The sequence below is a fragment of the Bacillus sp. GS3m_15504 genome, from assembly GCF_055825275.1.
Genome location: NZ_JBVVNL010000007.1, coordinates 110,916 through 134,524 on the forward strand (window position 1 = coordinate 110,916; position 23,609 = coordinate 134,524).

Below are 23,609 nucleotides of genomic sequence, written 5' to 3' on the forward strand. Positions count from 1 at the left end.
ATACTATTCCTGCTCTGGGTCACGCAAGTAATACCCTACTCCACGTCTAGTGACAATTAATGTAGGATGACTTGGATTATCTTCAATTTTTTCACGTAGACGACGTACTGTTACATCCACTGTACGTACATCTCCAAAGTAGTCATAACCCCAAACTGTTTGCAATAAATGTTCGCGTGTCATAACTTGTCCTAAATGTTTTGCTAAATAATGCAGCAGCTCAAATTCACGGTGTGTAAGCTCAATATTTTCCTCACGTTTCGTTACACTATACGCATTGGGATTGATAACAATTGGCCCAATAACCATTTCCGTATTTTCTTCTTTTTCTGCAGCACCACCTTGCTGATGGCGACGTAAATTCGCCTTCACGCGAGCAAGTAATTCCCTCGTACTAAATGGCTTCGTTACATAATCATCTGCCCCAAGCTCCAAACCTAATACTTTATCGATTTCAGAGTCCTTCGCTGTAAGCATAATAATCGGCATTTCTGAGCTTTTACGTATTTCACGGCAAACCTCTAAGCCATCCTTACCTGGTAGCATAATATCTAATAAAACCATATCTGGCTGTTCTTCAGTCGCTTTTTCAATCGCTTCATCACCATCGTGTGCCATTACAATTTCAAAACCTTCTTTTTCTAGGTTGAACTTCAAAATATCTGCAATCGGCTTTTCATCATCAACTACTAAAATTTTCTTTCCCATCATCGTCTATTTCCTCCTTATAAAGTGAAACTTTAATCAGCCCTCACCAATCGGGCTTTTACGGGAAGCTCGCTTCCCACCTAACTTCTTTGCTTTCGCTAAATTTTAAGGTGGGAGTCTTACTGCCCGGTAAATAGCGGGGTAAAAATATGGTCAATATCCTTAAACACATTGATGTCTACATAGTATGTCCCTATATGACCGCATCTTTTGCTTAAGTAACTTCTACTCTATTCTCACAGACTCATGTATAATCCACTTTTACACGGAATCCTATACGATCTATAGAAAAACCTCTAGCTTCAACTGCTAGAGGCTCCTCATTCTATTTTAAAATAACTACTCAATTTTGTAAAATTACACAAATAAAAAGGATATTAAGTGGGCCCACTTAATATCCTGAGAGTGGCTCGGGACGGAATCGAACCGCCGACACGAGGATTTTCAGTCCTCTGCTCTACCGACTGAGCTACCGAGCCAAAACTATATATAAAACCACTAATGGTGGTATAAACAAAAGTGGCGGTCCCGACCGGGGTCGAACCGGCGATCTCCTGCGTGACAGGCAGGCATGTTAACCACTACACCACGGGACCAAAAATAAACATAAAAAAAACATGACCCGTACGGGATTCGAACCCGTGTTACCGCCGTGAAAGGGCGGTGTCTTAACCACTTGACCAACGGGCCACGAAAAATAAAATGGTGAGCCATGAAGGACTCGAACCTTCGACCCTCTGATTAAAAGTCAGATGCTCTACCAACTGAGCTAATGGCTCATACTCACCAACGTCATATTTTCGTGACGACAAGATGTATCATAACATATTTTCTTTATATTTCGCAATACCTTTTTTTATTTTTTTATAAAAGATAAGAAAAAACTCATGCGGACATGAGTTTTTCTCAAAAATATCAATTAAGCTTCGTATACGTTACGAACGATATTTGTTTGGTTACGATCTGGTCCAACTGAGAACATAGATAATTGAATTCCTGTTAACTCAGAAACACGTTCTACGTATTTTCGTGCATTTTCAGGAAGCTCATCTAATGATCTTACACCAGTAATATCTTCTGTCCAACCTGGAAGCTCTTCGTATACAGGCTCACATTTCGCTAAAATGTTTAAGTTTGCTGGAACTTCATCGATAACTTTGCCATCGCATTTGTAAGCAACACAAATTTTAAGTGTTGGAATACCAGTTAGAACGTCGATAGAGTTTAATGATAGATCTGTTAAACCACTAACACGACGTGCGTGTCTTACAACAACGCTATCGAACCAACCTACGCGGCGTGGACGACCAGTTGTCGTTCCATACTCACGACCAACTTCACGAATTTGATGACCAATTTCGTCATGAAGCTCAGTAGGGAATGGACCATCACCAACGCGGCTTGTATATGCTTTACATACACCTACAACACGAGTAACTTTCGCAGGACCAACTCCAGTTCCAACTGTTACACCACCAGCAATTGGGTTAGAAGATGTAACGAACGGGTACGTACCGTGGTCGATATCAAGCATAACACCTTGTGCACCTTCAAATAATACACGGTGATTGTTATCTAATGCATCATTTAATACAACAGACGTATCACATACATATTGTGCGATTTGCTGTCCGTACTCGAAGTACTCTTCGAAGATTTCGTCTACACTGAAACCTTCTGTATCGTACATTTTTTCAAATAAACGATTTTTTTGTGCTAAATTTTGCTCAAGCTTCTCTTTAAATGCTTCACGGTCTAAAAGATCAGCCATACGAATACCGATACGAGCAGCTTTGTCCATATATGCAGGACCGATACCTTTTTTCGTTGTACCGATTTTGTTATCACCTTTACTTGCTTCTTCTAACTCGTCCTGTTTTAAGTGATAAGGTAAAATAACGTGCGCACGGTTACTTACGCGTAAATTATCAGTACTTACACCACGATCGTGTAAGTATTTTAACTCTTCAAGTAATGCTTTCGGATCTACTACTAAGCCGTTTCCGATTACACAAATTTTCTCTTTATAGAAAATACCAGATGGAATTAAGTGTAATTTATATTTAACTCCACCAAAAACGATTGTATGTCCTGCGTTATTTCCACCTTGATATCTTGCAACTACTTCCGCATGCTCAGAAAGAAAATCAGTAATTTTACCTTTTCCTTCGTCGCCCCATTGTGTTCCTACAACTACTACTGAAGACATTATTAAAGCACCTCCGCAATTTTCAAACGATCTATTCAAACAATATAATTGTACCAAAACGGAAAAAGAAGTCAACCAAAAAGCGAACATTTTTTTATAAAAAAACTTTTTCGTTCGTAAGAATTATATTTTTACATTATGAAAGCCTTATCTTTTATATAAAAAAAAAGAAACACATCTTATTATAAGAAATGCGTTTCTTTTTTATACTATCTTTATGCCGGCGGTGCATGTCCATCTTCGAAGCGACGTTCTAAGTTAACGAACTTATTGAACTCCTTAACGAATGCAAGCTCTACTGAGCCTACTGGACCATTACGCTGCTTTGCAATAATAATTTCAATCGTATTTTTATTTTCCGTTTCTCGGTCATAGTAATCCTCACGATATAGAAAGGCTACAATATCAGCATCCTGCTCAATACTTCCCGATTCACGAATATCAGACATCATCGGACGTTTATCTTGACGAGATTCTACACCACGAGATAACTGTGACAAGGCAATAACAGGCACTTGTAATTCACGCGCAATCCCTTTTAATGTACGAGAAATCTCAGATACTTCCTGCTGACGGTTCTCTCCTGATTTCCCACTTCCTTGAATAAGCTGCAAGTAGTCAATCAATATCATACCAAGACCCTGTTCTTGTTTTAATCTACGACATTTTGCTCGAATCTCATTTACTTTAATCCCCGGCGTATCATCAATATAGATTCCAGCATTAGAAAGGCTACCCATTGCCATCGTTAATTTCGCCCAATCATCAGAAGTTAATGATCCAGTACGAAGTCTTTGCGCATCAATATTTCCTTCTGCACATAGCATACGCATAACAAGCTGATCAGCACCCATCTCTAGACTAAAAATCGCTACATTTTCATCTGTTTTCGTCGCTACGTTTTGTGCGATATTTAATGAAAATGCCGTTTTCCCTACCGATGGACGTGCCGCCACGATGATTAAATCATTTCGCTGGAACCCTGCCGTCATCTTATCTAATTCAGTAAACCCAGTTGGTATCCCGGTAACTTCACCTTTTTGATTATGCAAAAGTTCGATTTTATCATAAGCATCTACAAGAACGTCTTTAATATTTTGAAATGCTTTCGCATTCGTCTGATGAGATACTTCTAATATTTTTTTCTCAGCCTCATTTAAAAGGCCATCCACATCATCTTCTCTCTCATATCCATCAGACACGATATGAGTTGCCGTTCGAATTAAACGACGTAACAGTGCTTTTTCAGCTATGATTCGTGCATAATATTCTACGTTAGCAGCAGTCGGAACAACTTCTGCTAATTCTGCTAAGTAAGAAACCCCACCAACTTCTTCTAGTAATCCCTGATCAGCCATCGCTGACGTCATCATTACTAAGTCGATTGGTTCCCCCTTATCCGATAATCCAAGCATAACTTCAAAAATCTTTTGATGTTTTGTTCGATAAAATGAGTCAGGTACCAATAGTTCCGATGCTGAAGTTAATGCATCCTGATCAATCAATATAGCACCTAGGACTGCCTGCTCGGCTTCTATATTATGCGGAGGGGTACGATCAGCCATTACATCACTCATACGCAATCCTCCTTGCTTAACGTATTTTTATTGTTCACTAACATGAACTTTTACTGTTGCTGTTACTTGCGGATGCAATTTCACAGTAACATTTGTATAGCCTAGTGCACGAATTGCATCATCCATTTCAAATTTACGCTTATCAAGTTTAATCTTGTGAGATTTTTGCATTGCATCTACGATTTGTTTACTTGTGATTGAACCAAATAGACGGCCACCTTCTCCAGATTTAGCCTTTAATTCTACAGTTAGTTTCTCTAACGTTTCTTTTAATTGTTTTGCACTTTCAAGCTCTGCTGCTGCATCTTTTTCTTCTTTGCGTTTTTGAGCTTCTAAAGTTTTCATACTGCTATTTGTTGCTTCAGCAGCTAATCCTTGTTTTAGTAAGAAGTTATTTGCATAACCATCTGGTACGTTTTTTACTTCTCCTTTTTTCCCTTTACCTTTTACGTCTTTTAGAAAAATTACTTTCATGATTGTGTGCCTCCCTGTAAATAGTCATCAATAACAAATCGAAGCTTCTCCTCAGCTTCATCTACTGTAACATTTTTCATTTGTGTGGCTGCATTTGTTAAATGCCCACCACCACCTAAATTTTCCATAATTAGCTGCACATTCACTTCACCTAAAGACCTGCCGCTAATTCCAATGAAATTCTCGCCACGTTTTGCAATAACAAATGATGCAATAATTCCTGTCATTGTTAATAATGTGTCCGCTGATTGCGCAATAAGCACTTGATCGTAGTAATCATCGCTATCAACTTTTGCAATCGCAATTCCATTTGTATAAATGTACGCATTTTTAATGGCTTTTGCAACCCGTAAATACTGATCCATATCTTCTTTTAAAAGCTCTTGTACAAGTACAGTATCTGCACCGTGTGAGCGTAAATAAGAAGCAGCATCAAACGTACGAGCACCTGTCCGGAATGTAAAGCTTTTCGTATCAACAATAATACCTGCTAATAATGCTGTCGCTTCTAACATTGTCATTTTTAAATTTTTCGGTTGGTATTCAAGTAATTCCGTAACAAGTTCCGCCGTGGAAGAAGCGTATGGCTCCATGTAAACAAGCAATGGATCTTCAATAAAATCTTCTCCTCGGCGATGATGGTCAATAACAACTACATTTTCAATTTTACGTAACAGTTTTTCTTCCATCACCATTGAAGGCTTATGCGTATCAACAACAACAAGTAATGAATCATCATTTGCAAATTCCATCGCTTGTTCTGGTGTAATAAAGTGAGACCATAACTCTTCATTTTGTTTCACTTTATCCATTAAACGCTTAATTCCCTTATCAGAATCATTTTCATCGAGCACAATATATCCTTTTCGTTCATTTAATTGCGCCACTTTTAAAATACCAATCGCAGCACCAATTGCGTCCATATCAGGAGCCCTATGCCCCATTATAATGACATTGCTACTTTCTAGTACTAAATCCTTTAATGCATGTGAAATCACTCTGGCACGTACACGAGTACGTTTTTCCACTGGATTTGTCTTACCACCATAAAACTTAACTTTACCTGTCGCTTGTTTAATAGCTACTTGATCTCCACCACGTCCAAGCGCAAGGTCTAAACCTGATTGAGCCATAGCTCCAAGCTCGGATAAAGGTAAATCACCTGATCCAACACCTACACTTAATGTAAGTGGTATATTCCTTTTGGATGTTTCTTCACGTACTTGATCTAAAATACTAAATTTCCCTTTCTCCATCTGTGCTAAAATACTTTCATTTAGTACAACGAAGAATCTTTCCGAAGATGCACGTTTTAAATACGCCCCATACTTAACGGCCCATTCATTTAGACGCGATGTCACAAGACTTGTTATATTCGTACGTAATTGATCATCTAATCCTTGTGTAACTTCATCATAATTATCTAAATAAATTACAGCTAAAACAGTACGTTGATCTTCGTACATTTTTTCGATTTCTGTTTGTTCTGTTACATCAAAGAAATAAATTAACTTTTCTTCTTTCCTTACAAAGACACGGAACTTTCGATTATTTAAAGAAACTATATCATCGGAAGTTTCTCCCTTAATAAAAAGAAGTAATGTTTCTGATACATCATAAAGGTGCCATCCAGCTAATGCATGCTGTCCCAGACATGAAGATAAATAAGGATTTGCCCAATCAATCCCATAATCCTTATTGTATAACAAAATACCAATCGGCATCTGGTTAAATGCTTCATTACTCACTTTCTTTACCCTTGTAATCATATCTGTCGTATGTTTTTCAAAATTCTTTTGGAAAGTAAGTTCAAATCGTACAACAACAAAAAGGACGATACAAAAAATAAAAAAGGAGATTATCCCCATCATTAAATGAAAGTAGCAGAGGATTGAAATGAGCACAAACACAAAAAATGCCAATACATAAACAGGATATAAAAACCACTGTTTCTTATAAAATTCAGGCATGTATACAACTCCTATAAAGTAAAACTAACTTATCTTCCAGTTAGTTAAACAGATTAAAATAGTATAAGGAATATTACTTTATCCTCCTATTTTAGAACGTAATGAAATCCCTAAATCAATTATACCTAAGATTGTCACAAGAGGAAACAGCATCGGAATAAACATGCAGGCAATAAAACTAATAATAGGAACCCCTTTCGTAAAACCTTTGCTATGCGCCAGAAAGGCGATAAATGTCAGACCTTGCAGCACGAGTAATAAAGCAAATATGACATATAGGTTAGAAAATACCATATGTAAATATGATGTCGGTTCTACTTTTATAAAAGTTGATAACAAAATAAATATAACGTAATACCAAACAATACTTTTCGGTAATTGTATATCTTTAAATTTAGGCCAAGGTATGACATCATGTTTTAGCTTTCTTAAAGCACTACCTGATATTATTACGGTGATCCACGAAAGACATACAGAAACCATCACAAGTATACTGGGGAATACCGTTTGTAATATATCATTCATTTGTACAAATAGCTCTTTTTGCTCTTTACTAATCGGCATACCCGCAGCAGTAACTATCTTTTCACTTTGCGTCATACTTTCATTAAACATATTTTGCATTTGCTTCATTAAATCTATGTTAAAAAACTTTATACTTGCAACATAAATGAGCATAATACCAATTAAGTAAGCAAGCGTCCCTGCCATCAAAATTTCTACGGGCTTTTTTTGTTTTTTATACATATACCCTAAAACGATCCCTATCAACCCAAACATAGTTGTCTTTACTAAGTTCATCGGTTGGCTGACGATAACAGTAATAAAAAGCGCCGCCGTAAAAATTACAAAGGCACTGGATAATTTATATCTTATCGTTAGCAATATAAATGGCAACGGCAATGCAAACGTTACAACTGCACCTAAAATTGGGACATACATAGATATAAGCAATAGCATTGCATATATCGCTAACAACGCTGCACCTTCAGTAATAAATTTTGTGTTTTTCATCATCTAACCTCTCTTTCAAAAAAGAAAAGCATAGCAAAATGCACAGTAGAGTCCGACTCTACTGTGCATTTCATACGCTATTATTCACCAACATATGGTAAAAGTGCCATTTGACGAGCACGTTTAATTGCAACTGTAAGTTTGCGTTGGTATTTTGCGCTTGTTCCTGTTACACGACGAGGTAAAATTTTACCACGCTCAGAAACGAAACGTTTTAATAAATCAACATCTTTATAATCGATGCGAGTGATGCCGTTAGATGTGAAGAAACACACCTTACGACGTTTCGCACGTCCACCTTTGCGTCCTGCCATGTCTATTTCCCTCCATTCTTTGTTAAAACTAACAAATTTACTGTATTAGAACGGTAAATCGTCGTCGGAAATGTCGATCGGTTGACCTACATTTGAAAATGGATCGTCATTCTTCGTAAATCCAGAGTTTCCTTGGTTACCTTGGTTGCCCGAATTACTAGATTGACCAAATGGGTTAGAGCTTTGGTTACCGAAACCAGCTCCTGATGGTTGCTGATTAAATGAACCACGTTGCTCCCCACCGCCATTACGCGGCTCTAAAAATTGTACGCTTTCCGCAAGAACTTCTGTTACATATACACGCTTACCATCTTGTCCCTCGTAATTACGAGTTTGAAGACGTCCATCTACGCCTGCTAAGCTACCTTTTTTCAAATAATTTGCTACGTTTTCTGCTTGTTTACGCCATATTACACAATTAATAAAGTCAGCTTCACGCTCACCTTGTTGATTCGCAAATGCGCGATTCACAGCTAACGTAAAAGTAGCTACTGCAACACCATTGGGCGTGTAACGTAAGTCAGGGTCCTTAGTTAAACGACCAACGAGGATAACACGATTCATCAATCGAACCACTCTCCCTTATATATCAATTATTTTTCTTCTTCTTTAACAACGATATGACGAAGGATATCTTCGTTGATCTTAGCTAAACGATCGAATTCGTTAATCGCTTCTGCGTTAGCATTCACGTTTAAGATCATGTAGAAACCTTCACGTAAGTCGTTGATTTCGTAAGCTAAACGACGCTTACCCCACTCTTTCGTGTTAATGATTTCTGCACCATTGTTTGTTAAAACACCTGCAAAACGTTCAACTAAAGCTTTTTGAGCTTCTTCTTCAACGCCAGGACGAATGATGTACATAATTTCGTACTTTCTCATTACACTTTCACCTCCTTTTGGTCTAAACGGCCCGTAATGGGCAAGGAGCAATTAATTTATAGTAATTACTCACGAGTTTAGATTATATCATAGTAAGTTAGATGAATCAACTCACCCATACATAAAAAACTTGGCAAACACATAATATATTTGCCAAGTTCATATCTTTATTTTTCCTAGGAAATATTAAATTAAACGTTGAAACGGAAATGCATAACGTCTCCGTCCTTTACGATATACTCTTTTCCTTCTAAACGAACTTTACCAGCTTCTTTTGCAGCTGTCATAGAACCGTTTGTCATTAAATCTTCGTAAGAAACTGTTTCTGCACGAATAAATCCACGCTCAAAGTCTGTATGAATTACGCCGGCACATTGTGGTGCTTTCATACCTTGTTTGAACGTCCATGCACGTACTTCTTGCACACCTGCTGTGAAGTACGTAGCAAGTCCTAATAAATCATATGCAGCACGAATTAATTGATCTAAACCAGATTCCTCAATGCCCAGTTCCTCAAGGAAGACTTTTTTCTCTTCTTCGTCTAGCTCAGCAATTTCTGATTCGATTTTTGCACATACAACGATTACTTGAGAATTTTCATTTGCAGCAAATTCTTTTACCATTTGTACATATTTGTTTTCAGAAGGATCGATAACATCGTCCTCGCTTACGTTTGCTACGTATAACATTTCTTTCGTTGTCAGTAAATGAAGACCTTTAACAATCTTCATTTGCTCTTCTGTAAATTCAACAGTACGAGCTGGTTTTCCCTCTTCAAAAGCTTCTTTTAAACGTACTAAAATTTCATGCTCATATACTGCTTCTTTATCCTTTTGTCTTGCTAATTTCGCAACACGTTCGATACGTTTATCAACAGATTCTAAGTCTGCTAAGATTAGCTCTAAGTTGATTGTTTCAATATCATCAATTGGATCTACTTTACCTGAAACATGCGTAATATTTTCGTCTTCAAAACAACGAACAACTTGGCAAATTGCATCTACTTGGCGAATGTGAGATAAGAATTTATTTCCTAAACCTTCACCTTTACTCGCACCTTTTACGATACCTGCAATATCAGTAAACTCAAATACAGTCGGAACAGTTTTTTTCGGTTCTACTAATTCCGTTAATTTATTTAAACGCTCATCTGGTACTTCTACAATTCCTACGTTTGGATCAATTGTACAGAATGGATAGTTCGCAGATTCTGCTCCTGCTTGTGTAATTGCATTAAATAAAGTGGACTTCCCTACGTTAGGTAATCCAACAATCCCAGCCGTTAATCCCATATTTTTCACTCCTATGTCTCAATCTTTCATCATTATAGATAGTAACGAAAAAAATGACAAGTTTCCTCCAAACGAAAAAAAGTAACAGCTACCCACTGCAACTGTTACTTTCTCTCTATTCTTCGTGCTTCACAAGTATTTTTTTCACCTTACGATCAAACTCTCTTCGAGGAATCATTACTGAATGGTCACATCCCTCGCACTTAATGCGGATATCCATTCCCATACGAATAATCTTCCAACGATTCTCCCCACATGGGTGGGCTTTCTTCATTTCCACAACATCGTACAAGTTATACTGCTTTTGCTCCATTCTCTAAACCCCTCTCCATATTAAATTGCTTTTCCACTCACTAACTCTTCACGATTATATAAAACCATACGTGGATATGGAATTTCAATACCATGTAAATCTAGACGATTTTTAATTTCTTTACGAAGTGCTCTTGCAATAACCGCATGTTGCATCGGCTCTACTTCTGCAATAACACGTAATATAACTTCTGATGCAGCTAATGTTTGCACGCCTAATAACTGAGGCGTTGTTACCATTTGCTCATATTGTGCAGGTAATTCTTCTAATAATTCTTCAATGACTTGCTCTGCTTTTGCTATATCAGCCTCATACGAAATAGATACGTCAACAAATGCTACACTATTACTAACTGAATAGTTGGTAACCTGAACGATACTTCCGTTTGGTAAAGTATGAATTTCGCCTGTCCAACTTTTCACTTTCGTTGTACGAAGTCCAATTTCTAAAACGACACCTTCAAACTGACCAATTTTCACATAGTCACCAACTGAAAATTGATCTTCTAACAAGATAAATAATCCTGTAATAACATCTTTCACTAAACTTTGAGCACCAAATCCGACTGCTAAACCAATTACCCCAGCACCGGCTAATAAACCTGATGCATTAATATTGAACACACCTAAAATCGCAATTAACATAATAAACATAACAACGTATGCCACAATATTTTCAAGTAACTTCGCTACTGTAACTGTACGACGTTCTGAAATTTGAATTGGCGAACGACTTCCCATACGAAACGCATTTCGTACAACCGCTCTTGCAATTCGTACTACAATTGCACCAATTGTTAAAATGATACATATTTTTAATGCTGCAATTCCAATATCAGCCCAACGATCAGCATCTAATAAATACTGTTTCGTAGCATTAAACCACTTCGTTAATACATCCATGTACCTCTACCTCTCCAGCCAAAATTTCTTTTTAGTTATCCTTCTTATTGTATCAGAAGTCTCCTAATTGCTGAAAAAATTTTATGTCTTTAATTACATTTGTTAACTTCCATGCAGGTATAAAATGGAACGAATATATATATACTAGTACTATTATTTCCGTTTTCACTTAAGTTTTAGAGCAAGTACGCACTTATAGTTTTCCATTTCACTCACCATATAACATATTTTGAAAATTTATTAAAAGGATGGGTGCTTCATGAATATTGGAAGTTTTCGCTTACCTTTTTTCGAAAAAGAAACTCAAAACGTTATGCACCAAGATTTAGAAGCCTCTGAGACAATTAGTAACTTCTTACTTTCCCACATCCCTATAAAAACTCATATACCAATTATTCTCGTTTGTATCGGAACAGATCGTTCTACAGGTGATGCACTTGGTCCATTAGTCGGTACGAAGCTAGAACAAGTAGGAATTAAAAATTTCCAAGTTTTCGGCACACTAGATGAACCAGTACATGCGCTAAATTTAGAGGATAAAATTCAGAATATACAGAAAGATAATCCTGCTTCATTTATCATTGCGGTTGATGCCTGTTTAGGAAAGTCTCAAAGTATTGGCTCCATCACTACCGGAATGGGACCTAGTAAACCTGGAGCCGCAATGAATAAGAAATTACCTGCAGTTGGTGATTTACATATTCATGGCATCGTAAATTTAAATGGTTTTATGGAGTTTTTCGTTCTACAAAACACAAGATTAAGTTTAGTCATGAAAATGGCTGACGTAATCGCACAGAGTATAAAAGAAACGGATCAAAAAATATGTGCATTAAAAAAAGCAAACCATCTATAAATAATAAGATGGTTTGCTTTTTAGTTTTTCTGCGCTAATAATTCTAAAATACGATTTAAATCTTCTTTATTAAAAAATTCAATTTCGATTTTACCTTTTTCTTTTTTCGTTTCTTTAATTTTCACATCTGTGCCAAACTTTTCTCTCAAGAACGTTTCGCGCTCTATGAAAAATATGTTTCTCTCTTTTTTCACTTGTTTTGTTTCACGTGAAACGCTTTGATTAATCTCCTGAACAATTTTCTCTAATTGACGAACATTTAGTCCTTCTTTTTCGATTCTTTTCAATAAAGATTTCAATTGTTCTTCATCTTTTATCGTAAGCAAGGTTCTCCCATGAGCCATTGAAAGTTGACCATTTGCAATCATATCTTGAACAAAAGAAGGGAGGCTCAATAACCGCGTATAGTTTGCAATGTAAGGTCTGCTTTTACCAAGACGTTTTGCTAATTGTTCTTGCGTCACATTTAGCTCGTTCATTAACATTTGGTATGCCATTGCTTCTTCCATTGGATTTAAATCTTCTCGCTGTAAGTTTTCAAGCAATGCAAACTCCATCATTTGCTGCTCATTTAATTGTCTTACAACAGCAGGTACCTTTTCGAGTCCTGCTTCTTTAGCAGCACGATATCTTCTTTCACCTGCAACAATTTCATAGCCTTTAATACTCTTTCTAGCAATTAACGGTTGTAATATGCCGTGCTCTTTAATGGAAGCCGATAATTCCTGAATCGCCTCTTTATTAAAGTGTTTACGTGGTTGATATGGATTCGGCCTTAATTCAGTTATCACAATCTCCTGAACTGTCTCTTCTTCTTTCACATCTAAATCAGGAAAAAATACATTGATTCCTCTTCCTAATCCTTTAGCCACCTGCAATCACTTCCTCTGCTAAATCTATATATACTTCTGCCCCTCTTGATTTAGCGTCATACTGCATAATTGGTTTCCCATGACTTGGTGCTTCACTCAAACGAACATTACGAGGGATAATTGAACGATATACTTTATCCCTAAAGTATTTTTTCACTTCATCTATAACTTGAATGCCTAAATTTGTACGGGCATCCAACATTGTTAGCAATACACCTTGAATTGCTAGATTTTTATTTAAGTGCTTTTGCACAAGTCGAACTGTATTTAATAGCTGACTTAACCCTTCTAGTGCGTAATATTCGCATTGAACAGGAATAATAACAGAATCCGCTGCAGTTAATGCATTAATCGTTAATAACCCTAAGGACGGGGGACAGTCGATAATAATATAATCATATTCATCACGAACTGGCTGTAATGCCCTTTGCAAACGTACTTCCCGGGAAATAGTCGGTACCAATTCAATTTCAGCACCTGCTAATTGAATTGTAGCGGGTAGAACATCTAAGTTTTCAGTTGCGGTTTTCTGTATAACCCCTTGAACATCTGCATCTTCCACAAGAACATTGTAAATACATTGATCTAATTCGGATTTTTCAATTCCCACACCAGTCGTTGCATTTCCTTGAGCGTCAATATCTACAAGAAGGACCTTTTTACCTACTTGTGCCAATCCAGCCCCTAAATTAACAGATGTTGTTGTTTTCCCAACGCCACCTTTTTGATTGGCAATAGCAATGATTTTTCCCATGATGTCACCTACTTTCAACCTTTCTATCATATTTCTAATAACAATTACGTTTATTGTAACATGAAATAAAAGTTTTTCTTTTACGTCCTTATTAAACTTCAAAATTTATTTGTAAACTCCTTCTTCATCTAACAAGAAAATATAGTAAAAGAGACCTATCCAATAGGATTAGGTCTCTAGCACGCCATTATTATTTTTTCTTCGGAATTTGAATTGTAATTTGATAGTATTCATCAAATTCTTCTTCCTCAGAATTAACATTTAAACCACTGTCAGCAACCATTTGTAATGACTGCCTAATTGTATTCATAGCAATTCTCGTATCTCGACTGACCGCCTTTTGCTTTGCCTTACGCTTCGGTTTTGCTTCCTCTAGTAATTTCGTAATTCGTTCCTCTGTTTGCTTTACATTCAGTTGTTTTTCCACAATCTCCTGTAAAACCTTCAGTTGTAATTCCTCATTCTTTAAAGGAATAAGCGCGCGGGCATGGCGTTCTGTAATACTTTTTTCTAATAACGCACTTTTTATTTCTTCAGGCAACTTTAACAATCGCAACTTATTTGCGATTGTAGATTGTCCTTTTCCAAGTCTTTGTGCCAATGCTTCTTGCGTTAAATTATGTAACTCAATTAGCTTTTGATACGCCACAGCTTCCTCGATTGCTGTTAGTTCCTCACGTTGCAAGTTTTCAATTAAAGCCACAGAAGCTGTTTCTGTATCATTTAAGTTTTTTATAATTGCAGGAACCTTTTCCCACCCTAACTTTGTTGCTGCACGGAAACGCCTTTCTCCAGCAATAATCTCGTACTTATCATCCTCATATTGCCTCACAACAATTGGCTGAATAAGTCCGTGTGTACGAATTGTTAATGCTAATTCCTCAATACGCGCATCATCAAAAACTGTTCGTGGTTGATAACGGTTAGGGGTAATATTTACTATCGGAATTTCTTGTATTTCTTCATATACCTTTTTATCTATTTCTTCATGGCTTTCGTCTTGTAATTCGAATTCGCTCTCTTTATCTCCAAAGCCAAATAAACGAGAAAACGTATTTTTCATACATATTCCACCACCTTTAGGCCTATTGACTATTCTCCATAAAATGTTTCCTTTGAAACATTTACGTTTTCATTTATATAATTTAATCTTACGTCTAATAAGATTTATTTTTCAATAGGTAATTTATTGGGTGTTCCCGGTTTGCGTGGATATTTCTTTGGTGTCTTGCGCTTTTTCTCGATTAATAAAATATTACGTTCACTTTCTTCAAACGGTAATTGGAACGTAGACATTTCCTTTAGATCCCCGCCTAGCACCTCTAAAGCATACTTGCCATTTTCAATTTCTTCGTTTGCTGCGGCACCTTTCATTGCAATGAATGTTCCCCCAACTTTTACAAGCGGTAAACATAGCTCACTTAATACTGAAAGACGCGCGACTGCACGTGCCATTACAATGTCGTATGCTTCACGTACACCTTCTTTTTTCCCAAATGTTTCAGCACGATCGTGACAAAACGCGACGTCACTTAATTCCAACTTTTGTGCTAAATGATTTAAGAAATTAATACGTTTTTGCAATGAGTCTACAATTGTCACTTTTAAATGCGGGAAACAAATTTTTAAAGGAATACTTGGGAATCCAGCTCCTGCGCCAACATCACAAATTGAGAATGGTTTTGAAAAATCATAATAAAAAGCAGCTGTAATGGAATCAAAAAAGTGTTTTAAATATACTTCCTCTTTCTCCGTAATAGCCGTTAAATTCATTTTTTCATTCCATTCTACTAATGTTTCGAAGTAGATTTCGAACTGCTCTAACTGTCTAGAAGAGAGGGTGATACCCTTCTCTTCTAGCATAGATTGAAATTGTTCTATGTTCATCTAACAATATCTCCTTACTATTTATTGGTTCGATACTCGCGCAATTTTTCCTTGTTCAATATACACAAGTAAAATGGAAATGTCCGCTGGATTTACGCCAGATATACGTGAAGCTTGCCCCATTGAAAGCGGACGAACATCTTTCAATTTCTGTCTAGCCTCTGATGCAAGGCTAGAAATCGCATCATAATCAATATCTACAGGGATTTTTTTGTTTTCCATTTTCTTCATACGCTCTACTTGTTGTAAAGATTTTTCGATATATCCTTCGTACTTAATCTGAATTTCAACTTGTTCTTTAACTTCATCACTTAATTCTACTTCACTTGGTACTAAAAGATGAATATGCTCATATGTCATCTCTGGACGACGTAATAAGTCACTTGCACGTATCCCATCTTTCAATTCACTTCCGCCAATATTGCGAATTAATTCTTGAACTTCAGGACGTGGTTTAATAATAATGCTGCTTAAACGTTCCTTTTCTTGTTCAATTTGTAATTTTTTATTTGTAAATCGTTCATAGCGCTCCTCTGTAATTAATCCAATTTCATGACCAACTTCAGTTAAACGAAGATCCGCATTATCATGGCGTAATAATAGACGATACTCTGCACGAGACGTTAATAAACGATATGGTTCATTCGTTCCTTTCGTTACAAGGTCATCAATTAAGACACCAATATAAGCATCTTCACGACCTAAAATAACTTCTTTTTTACCTAAAGAACGACATGCTGCATTAATTCCGGCCATAAGCCCTTGTCCTGCTGCCTCTTCGTAACCAGAAGTTCCGTTAATTTGTCCTGCTGTATATAAATTTTTAATTTTTTTCGTTTCAAGTGTTGGCCATAGTTGCGTTGGCACAATTGCATCATATTCAATTGCATAACCTGTACGCATCATTTCAACATTTTCTAAACCAGGGATTGTTCTAAGCATATCACGCTGTACGTCTTCTGGTAAGCTTGTGGATAAACCTTGTACGTACACTTCTTGTGTATTACGTCCTTCTGGCTCTAAGAAGATTTGATGACGTGGTTTATCATTAAACCTTACTACCTTGTCTTCAATTGAAGGACAATATCTAGGTCCTGTTCCCTTAATCATACCAGAATACATAGCTGAGCGATGTAGGTTTTCATCTATTAAACGATGTGTTTCCGTACTTGTATACGTTAGCCAACATGGAATTTGATCCATAATAAATTTTGTTGTTTCAAAAGAGAAAGCACGTGGTTTATCGTCACCTGGCTGAATTTCTGTTTTACTGTAATCAATTGTATTACTATTTACGCGCGGAGGTGTACCTGTTTTAAATCTAACAAGATCGAATCCAAGCTCCTCTAAATGTTCTGATAAAGTAATAGATGGTTGTTGATTATTTGGACCACTCGAATATTTCAAATCTCCCATAATAATCTCACCACGTAAAAACGTTCCAGTTGTAATTACGACTGTTTTTGCTGTATATTCAGCACCAGCTTGCGTAATTACACCTTTACATTCGCCATCTTCAACAATTAAACGCTCTACCATTCCTTGGAACAACGTTAAGTTTGGTGTTTCTTCAATTGTTTTCTTTAATTCATGCTGGTAAGAGAACTTATCTGCTTGTGCTCGAAGTGCACGTACAGCTGGCCCTTTACCTGTATTTAACATACGCATTTGAATATGCGTTTTATCAATGTTGCGCCCCATTTCTCCGCCTAATGCATCAATTTCACGAACAACAATCCCTTTTGCTGGTCCACCAACAGAAGGGTTACATGGCATAAACGCTACCATATCTAAGTTAATTGTTAACATTAATGTTTTGGAGCCCATTCGTGCTGCCGCAAGACCAGCTTCACATCCTGCATGACCTGCACCGATTACTATGACATCGTATGAACCGGCATTGTATCCCATTGTTTATTCCTCCTAATAATCTCTATCTTTCTGAAACATCACTATATTATTTTCCTAAACAAAATTGAGAGAACAACTGGTCAATTAGGCTTTCATGAACGGTATCACCAGTAATTTCACCAAGTATTTCCCACGTTCTTGTTAAATCAATTTGCACCATATCAATTGGAACACCATTTTCTATCGCCTCGATTGCATCTCCAATTGTTTTTCCTGCTTGTGTTAATAATCCAATATGTCTCGCATTAGAAACATATGTTACATCTGCAGAATCAATTGTTCCTTCAAAGAATAAATCAGCTATTGCCTTTTCAAGTTCATCTATTCCTTGTTCTTCAATTAACGATGTTGTAATAACACGATTTCCCGCTGCCAATTCTATAACACGTTCCATATCAATTGCTTGCGGTAAATCTGTCTTATTTACAATAACAATGAAATCTTTTCCTTGTACGGCACGGAATAGCTCTTCATCCTCATTCGTTAAAGTTTCACTATAATTAACGACAACTAACACTAAATCAGCTTGACTCATCATTTCTTTTGAACGCTCTACGCCAATTCGTTCAACAACATCTTCCGTTTCACGAATCCCGGCTGTATCTATAAGTTTAAGTGGTACACCACGCACATTAACGTACTCTTCAATAACATCACGAGTTGTTCCTGCAATATCAGTTACAATTGCCTTTTTCTCCTGAACGAGACTATTTAATAGCGATGACTTCCCAACATTAGGTCTACCGATGATTGCAGTAGCAATACCTTCACGTAAAATCTTTCCTTGCTTCGATGTTTCTAATATCTTTGCAATTTCAGCACGAACATGTGTAGCTTTCTCAATTAAAATATTATGTGTCATTTCTTCCACATCATCATATTCTGGGTAATCTATGTTTACCTCAACATGAGCTAACGTTTCTAATATATCTTGGCGCAGACGACCGATTAATTTAGATAATCGTCCTTCCATTTGATTAATCGCTACGTTCATTGCACGATCTGTTTTTGCACGGATTAAGTCCATAACAGCTTCTGCTTGTGATAAATCAATACGGCCATTTAAAAAAGCACGTTTTGTAAATTCACCAGGCTCTGCTAATCGTACCCCTTGCGCTAAAATAAGCTGCAATACTTTATTTACCGAAACAAGTCCACCGTGACAGTTAATTTCTACTATATTTTCACGTGTAAAAGTCCTTGGTGCACGCATAATAGATACCATCACTTCTTCAATAACCTGATTTGTATCTAAATCCACAATATGACCATAATGAATCGTGTGAGAAGGAACCTCTGTTAAATCCTTCCCTTTAAAAATACGATTAACTTTTTCAACCGCATCATCTCCACTTACTCGAACAATGGCAATTGCACCCTCTCCAAGCGCTGTGGAAATCGCGGCAATTGTATCAAATTCCATGTCCTTTCACCTCACTTGCTTATTTATCTCTATTTCAACATGATTATTTTCTTCACTAAATTATTAGAATACCATAACGAACCTATCTACAAAAGAATAATAACTCATTTTATTATGTCCTCATGTAAAAAACACTAAACTTATTCACAGTGGATAAGTTTAGTGTTTTTTAGTTATCCACACCTATTTTCCCCTCAAAAAAACCGGCACTCAATTGAGTAACCGGTCACTTGGAAGATATTACAACATGTCGATGTGGTTCTTTTCCTTCAGAAGTTGTAATGATATTTTGATGATTAGACAATGCTTGGTGGATAATCTTTCGTTCAAAAGATGGCATAGGCTCCAACACAACTCTTTTTTTCGTACGTACTACTTGTTTGGCTAATCGATAAGAAAGTGCTTCTAACGTAGCTTTTCTTTTACTACGATAATTTTCAGCATCTAATGTGATACCGATGTACTGCTTCGTATTACGATTCGCTACAAGTTTTGTTAAATACTGTAAAGAATTCAAGGTGTTTCCTCTTTTTCCAATCAAAACACCTACATTTTCGCCGTAAATTGTAAATTCAACTTCGCGTCCCTTTACAATTTTACTAATCTCAGCTTCCACACCCATATCGTGAATAACATTTTTTAAATATTCTTCACATTCTTGAATTGGATCTTTCTTCAATACAACTTCTACTACTGCAGGTCGGTTCCCAAATAAACCTAAGAACCCTCTCTTACCCTCATCGATAATATTTATATCTACTCGGTCTTTTGAAACATTTAGTTGCCTTAAAGCATCCTGTACTGCCAGCTCGACTGTTTGTCCTTTAGCAGTAATTATACTCACTTGCTTGATCCTCCTGCCTTACTAGCCTTAATTTCCGGCCCTTTGATCAAGTACATTTGAGCGATACCAAAGATATTACCAACAACCCAGTAAAGTGATAAGGCAGCTGGGAAGTTAATTGCAAAGATTAAAATCATGATTGGCATTAACCAAAGCATCATTGCCATTTGCGGATTTTGACCAGCAGTTCCTGCCATTGCAAGTTTTTGCTGAATAAATGTCGTAATTGCCGCAACAACCGGTAAGATATAGTACGGATCTGCCTGTCCTAAGTCGAACCATAAGAATGTATGCTTACTAATTTCTGATGTTCTCATAATCGCATGGTAAAACGCGAATAAAATAGGCATCTGAACAAAGATTGGTAAACATCCTGCTAATGGATTTACACCATTTTTTTGATATAACTGCATCATTTCTTGTTGTAGTTTTTGCTGTGTTGCTTGATCTTTAGAGCTATATTTCTCTTTTAACTTCACCATTTCTGGTTGTAACGCTTGCATTGCTTTCGTACTCTTCGTTTGTTTAATCATTAATGGTAATAATGCAAAACGAATAATAAGAGTCGTAACAACGATTGCTAAACCGTAATTACTACCAAATAAGTTGGCAAAATACGTAATTAACTGAGAAAGCGGGTATACGAAGTATTCATTCCAAATTCCAGTGCTCTTTGGTGTAATTGGCTGATTTACTTCACTACAGCCAGCAGTAATCGCCATTAATGCAACAACCATGGCTAGTAAACCTAATTTCTTTTTCAAAGCCTACTCCTCCTTGTATCGGTATGTATATAGTGTAATTCATTTCCTTACGCTACTTTTTATTCTTTTCATACCAGAGCGTTTAAAGACATGAATTAAGCTTTTCTTTAATTCTTCATATGTCATCTCTGCACAAGGCTTCCTTGCTATTATAACAAAATCTTTTCCAGAATCTATCTCATCTTTTAATTCTGTGATCGACTGGCGAATCATACGTTTAATTCGGTTACGCACTACTGCATTTCCTATCTTCTTGCTGACAGAAAGGCCAATACGAAAGTTTGGCTGCTCTTCTTTATCTAGTTGATAGACAACAAATTGACGATTCGCATTCGATTTTCCTTTTTGAAAAACCGTCTGGAATTCATCATTCTTTTTTATACGATGTTTTTTCTTCATATCAATTGACACTCCTGTAGTTCATCAGCGGAAATTCACTATTATTAGAAAAAAAGACCACTGAACGATCAGTGGTCTACGCAGATAATACTTTTCTTCCTTTACGACGACGAGCTGCTAGCACTTTACGTCCGTTCGCTGTGCTCATACGGCTGCGGAAACCATGTACTTTGCTGCGCTTACGTTTATTTGGTTGGTAAGTTCTTTTCATTATATGACACCTCCCTGAGGAATATCTGTTAAAGACAGTCTTATAAATTATAGTTAATCAACTAGGAAAATGTCAATGGTTCTAGAAATTTTCATCAAATATTCATTTTGAACCTATTCACATACTTTTTCACAAATCCTATATTTCCTTGTGGATAAATATTTTTTCTTGTTTTTTATATCCACAAACTCTTTTCGTACTTTTACACAGTATATCGTGTTGTGGACAAGTTTATTCCACAAGGTATTGATTTTGTGGATAACTTTCTTAATTTCATTGCTATAGCTACTTTTTTTTGATATTATAGTTGTGTTTTCACTTTGAATAAGTTTTCCACATCTTTATCTTATCCACAATTTGTGTATAACATGTGGACAGTTTTAATCACATGTGGGTAAATGATTATCCACATTTGCTTTTTTTGTCGAAAACCCTATCTCATATACAAACGACGTTTTTAGGTTTTAAAATACGTTTCGTATAAATATACATTTTATATTTATTCAGGTTGTACATTTGTTGCACAACCTTATTCTTTTACCATCTTAGTAAAGGAGGGACACCTTTGGAAAACATCTCTGATTTATGGAACAGCGCCTTAAAAGAACTCGAAAAAAAGGTCAGTAAACCAAGTTATGAAACATGGTTAAAATCAACAACCGCACATAATTTAAAGAAAGATGTATTAACAATTACGGCTCCAAATGAATTCGCCCGTGATTGGTTAGAATCTCATTATTCAGAGCTAATTTCGGAAACACTTTATGATTTAACGGGGGCAAAATTAGCTATTCGCTTTATTATTCCCCAAAGTCAAGCTGAAGAGGAGATTGATCTTCCTCCTGCTAAACCAAATGCAGCACAAGATGATTCTAATCATTTACCACAGAGTATGCTAAACCCAAAATATACGTTTGATACATTTGTTATTGGCTCTGGTAACCGTTTTGCTCACGCTGCTTCATTGGCCGTAGCCGAAGCGCCAGCTAAAGCATATAATCCCCTCTTTATTTATGGGGGAGTTGGACTTGGAAAAACCCATTTAATGCATGCAATTGGCCATTATGTAATTGAACATAACCCAAATGCCAAAGTTGTATATTTATCATCAGAAAAATTTACAAATGAATTCATTAATTCTATTCGTGATAATAAAGCGGTCGATTTTCGTAATAAATACCGCAATGTAGATGTTTTATTGATAGATGATATTCAATTTTTAGCGGGAAAAGAACAAACTCAAGAAGAGTTTTTCCATACATTCAATGCATTACACGAAGAAAGTAAACAAATTGTAATTTCCAGTGATCGGCCACCAAAAGAAATTCCAACTTTAGAAGATCGTCTTCGTTCTCGCTTTGAATGGGGACTCATTACGGATATTACGCCACCAGATTTAGAAACACGAATTGCGATTTTACGTAAAAAGGCAAAGGCTGAAGGACTTGATATACCAAATGAGGTCATGCTTTATATCGCAAATCAAATCGATTCAAATATTCGTGAACTAGAAGGTGCACTCATCCGCGTTGTAGCTTATTCATCTTTAATTAACAAGGATATTAATGCTGATTTAGCAGCTGAAGCACTTAAAGATATTATTCCAAATTCTAAACCAAAAATTATCTCCATTTATGATATTCAAAAAGCTGTTGGAGATGTTTATCAAGTAAAATTAGAAGATTTCAAGGCGAAAAAGCGCACAAAGTCAGTTGCCTTTCCTCGCCAAATTGCAATGTATTTGTCACGCGAACTGACAGATTCCTCCTTACCTAAAATAGGTGAAGAATTTGGTGGACGTGATCATACAACCGTTATCCATGCCCATGAAAAAATTTCTAAGCTACTTAAGACGGATACGCAATTACAAAAACAAGTTGAAGAAATTAACGATATTTTAAAGTAGTAGCTGAATAGTGTGAATAACTTCCCTTGTTTTACGCACAGTCTATCCACATGTAGATAGACTGTTTTTACATCTTTCAACGGGGTTATCCACATATCCACAAGCCCTATTACTATTACTACTAT

The 23,609-nt window shown here is 36.5% G+C and carries 24 protein-coding genes and 4 tRNA genes; 2 read left to right on the forward strand and 26 right to left on the reverse strand.

Going from position 1 to position 23,609, the window contains the following annotated elements; translation table 11 throughout:
* Positions 1-3 precede the first annotated feature (3 nt).
* The 16 genes from walR to AC0L0O_RS27725 all read right to left on the reverse strand — a co-directional run bounded on the left by walR (position 4) and on the right by AC0L0O_RS27725 (position 11,657).
* Complete coding sequence (gene walR, locus AC0L0O_RS27650; RefSeq protein ID WP_000971872.1) at positions 4-711, reverse strand: cell wall metabolism DNA-binding response regulator WalR; 708 nt, start codon at positions 709-711, stop codon at positions 4-6.
* 403 nt (positions 712-1,114) lie between these two features.
* Positions 1,115-1,187 (reverse strand) — tRNA-Phe (locus AC0L0O_RS27655).
* A gap of 41 nt (positions 1,188-1,228) precedes the next feature.
* Positions 1,229-1,304, reverse strand: a tRNA-Asp gene (locus AC0L0O_RS27660).
* 22 nt (positions 1,305-1,326) lie between these two features.
* Positions 1,327-1,398: transfer RNA gene (locus AC0L0O_RS27665), tRNA-Glu, on the reverse strand.
* A gap of 13 nt (positions 1,399-1,411) precedes the next feature.
* Positions 1,412-1,487 (reverse strand) — tRNA-Lys (locus AC0L0O_RS27670).
* 140 nt (positions 1,488-1,627) lie between these two features.
* Positions 1,628-2,917 carry an adenylosuccinate synthase gene (locus tag AC0L0O_RS27675; RefSeq protein ID WP_000100223.1) on the reverse strand — a complete coding sequence of 430 codons (1,290 nt, stop codon included), beginning with the start codon at positions 2,915-2,917 and terminating at the stop codon, positions 1,628-1,630.
* Positions 2,918-3,132: 215 nt separating this feature from the next.
* Positions 3,133-4,494 carry a replicative DNA helicase gene (gene dnaB / locus AC0L0O_RS27680; RefSeq protein WP_001286244.1) on the reverse strand — a complete coding sequence of 454 codons (1,362 nt, stop codon included), beginning with the start codon at positions 4,492-4,494 and terminating at the stop codon, positions 3,133-3,135.
* A 27-nt stretch (positions 4,495-4,521) separates the two neighbouring features.
* Entirely contained in the window at positions 4,522-4,968 is a 447-nt protein-coding gene (gene rplI, locus AC0L0O_RS27685) for a 50S ribosomal protein L9 (RefSeq protein ID WP_000864235.1), read from the reverse strand.
* Positions 4,965-6,938 carry a DHH family phosphoesterase gene (locus AC0L0O_RS27690; protein ID WP_001113900.1) on the reverse strand — a complete coding sequence of 658 codons (1,974 nt, stop codon included), beginning with the start codon at positions 6,936-6,938 and terminating at the stop codon, positions 4,965-4,967. Before AC0L0O_RS27690 ends, rplI begins: the two co-directional genes overlap by 4 nt.
* A gap of 78 nt (positions 6,939-7,016) precedes the next feature.
* Positions 7,017-7,952, reverse strand: a complete 936-nt coding sequence (locus AC0L0O_RS27695; RefSeq protein ID WP_000799149.1) for a YybS family protein — start codon at positions 7,950-7,952, stop codon at positions 7,017-7,019.
* Between the two features lie 80 nt (positions 7,953-8,032).
* Entirely contained in the window at positions 8,033-8,266 is a 234-nt protein-coding gene (rpsR, locus tag AC0L0O_RS27700; RefSeq protein ID WP_000918874.1) for a 30S ribosomal protein S18, read from the reverse strand.
* 45 nt (positions 8,267-8,311) lie between these two features.
* Positions 8,312-8,833: a single-stranded DNA-binding protein gene (gene ssb / locus AC0L0O_RS27705; RefSeq protein ID WP_000981967.1), complete on the reverse strand. Its 522-nt coding sequence runs from the start codon at positions 8,831-8,833 to the stop codon at positions 8,312-8,314.
* 26 nt (positions 8,834-8,859) lie between these two features.
* Positions 8,860-9,150 (reverse strand): 30S ribosomal protein S6, encoded by a 291-nt coding sequence (gene rpsF, locus AC0L0O_RS27710; protein ID WP_001233779.1) that lies wholly within the window; start codon positions 9,148-9,150, stop codon positions 8,860-8,862.
* 191 nt (positions 9,151-9,341) lie between these two features.
* A complete protein-coding gene (gene ychF, locus AC0L0O_RS27715) occupies positions 9,342-10,442 on the reverse strand; it encodes a redox-regulated ATPase YchF (RefSeq protein ID WP_000524669.1) in 1,101 nt (366 codons plus the stop codon).
* A gap of 115 nt (positions 10,443-10,557) precedes the next feature.
* Positions 10,558-10,755, reverse strand: a complete 198-nt coding sequence (locus AC0L0O_RS27720; protein ID WP_000436051.1) for a DUF951 domain-containing protein — start codon at positions 10,753-10,755, stop codon at positions 10,558-10,560.
* A gap of 20 nt (positions 10,756-10,775) precedes the next feature.
* Positions 10,776-11,657, reverse strand: a complete 882-nt coding sequence (locus AC0L0O_RS27725) for a mechanosensitive ion channel family protein (protein WP_000382909.1) — start codon at positions 11,655-11,657, stop codon at positions 10,776-10,778.
* A 259-nt stretch (positions 11,658-11,916) separates the two neighbouring features.
* Between AC0L0O_RS27725 and yyaC the strand changes: the two genes are divergently transcribed.
* A complete protein-coding gene (gene yyaC, locus AC0L0O_RS27730) occupies positions 11,917-12,513 on the forward strand; it encodes a spore protease YyaC (protein WP_428889737.1) in 597 nt (198 codons plus the stop codon).
* A 20-nt stretch (positions 12,514-12,533) separates the two neighbouring features.
* On the opposite strand, the gene spo0J is transcribed toward yyaC, so the two are convergent.
* The 10 genes from spo0J to rpmH all read right to left on the reverse strand — a co-directional run bounded on the left by spo0J (position 12,534) and on the right by rpmH (position 21,578).
* A complete protein-coding gene (spo0J, locus tag AC0L0O_RS27735) occupies positions 12,534-13,385 on the reverse strand; it encodes a stage 0 sporulation protein Spo0J (protein ID WP_001051842.1) in 852 nt (283 codons plus the stop codon).
* Positions 13,378-14,139, reverse strand: a complete 762-nt coding sequence (soj, locus tag AC0L0O_RS27740; RefSeq protein WP_000516114.1) for a sporulation initiation inhibitor protein Soj — start codon at positions 14,137-14,139, stop codon at positions 13,378-13,380. Before soj ends, spo0J begins: the two co-directional genes overlap by 8 nt.
* Positions 14,140-14,329: 190 nt before the next feature.
* A complete protein-coding gene (gene noc, locus AC0L0O_RS27745; protein ID WP_000799028.1) occupies positions 14,330-15,202 on the reverse strand; it encodes a nucleoid occlusion protein in 873 nt (290 codons plus the stop codon).
* A 104-nt stretch (positions 15,203-15,306) separates the two neighbouring features.
* Complete coding sequence (gene rsmG, locus AC0L0O_RS27750; protein ID WP_001019621.1) at positions 15,307-16,026, reverse strand: 16S rRNA (guanine(527)-N(7))-methyltransferase RsmG; 720 nt, start codon at positions 16,024-16,026, stop codon at positions 15,307-15,309.
* Positions 16,027-16,047: 21 nt separating this feature from the next.
* Positions 16,048-17,937, reverse strand: coding sequence for a tRNA uridine-5-carboxymethylaminomethyl(34) synthesis enzyme MnmG (gene mnmG / locus AC0L0O_RS27755; RefSeq protein WP_000541039.1), 1,890 nt, complete (start codon positions 17,935-17,937; stop codon positions 16,048-16,050).
* Positions 17,938-17,983: 46 nt separating this feature from the next.
* Positions 17,984-19,360: a tRNA uridine-5-carboxymethylaminomethyl(34) synthesis GTPase MnmE gene (gene mnmE, locus AC0L0O_RS27760; RefSeq protein WP_000393777.1), complete on the reverse strand. Its 1,377-nt coding sequence runs from the start codon at positions 19,358-19,360 to the stop codon at positions 17,984-17,986.
* A 226-nt stretch (positions 19,361-19,586) separates the two neighbouring features.
* Positions 19,587-20,204 (reverse strand): RNA-binding cell elongation regulator Jag/EloR, encoded by a 618-nt coding sequence (gene jag / locus AC0L0O_RS27765; RefSeq protein ID WP_000022803.1) that lies wholly within the window; start codon positions 20,202-20,204, stop codon positions 19,587-19,589.
* Positions 20,201-20,968: a YidC family membrane integrase SpoIIIJ gene (gene spoIIIJ, locus AC0L0O_RS27770; protein ID WP_000727748.1), complete on the reverse strand. Its 768-nt coding sequence runs from the start codon at positions 20,966-20,968 to the stop codon at positions 20,201-20,203. Before spoIIIJ ends, jag begins: the two co-directional genes overlap by 4 nt.
* A 39-nt stretch (positions 20,969-21,007) precedes the next feature.
* Positions 21,008-21,367 (reverse strand): ribonuclease P protein component, encoded by a 360-nt coding sequence (gene rnpA / locus AC0L0O_RS27775; RefSeq protein WP_000726628.1) that lies wholly within the window; start codon positions 21,365-21,367, stop codon positions 21,008-21,010.
* 76 nt (positions 21,368-21,443) lie between these two features.
* Positions 21,444-21,578, reverse strand: coding sequence for a 50S ribosomal protein L34 (rpmH, locus tag AC0L0O_RS27780; RefSeq protein ID WP_000831901.1), 135 nt, complete (start codon positions 21,576-21,578; stop codon positions 21,444-21,446).
* Between the two features lie 565 nt (positions 21,579-22,143).
* Here rpmH and dnaA point away from each other — a divergent pair.
* Complete coding sequence (gene dnaA / locus AC0L0O_RS27785) at positions 22,144-23,484, forward strand: chromosomal replication initiator protein DnaA (protein ID WP_000428021.1); 1,341 nt, start codon at positions 22,144-22,146, stop codon at positions 23,482-23,484.
* Positions 23,485-23,609: the final 125 nt, after the last annotated feature.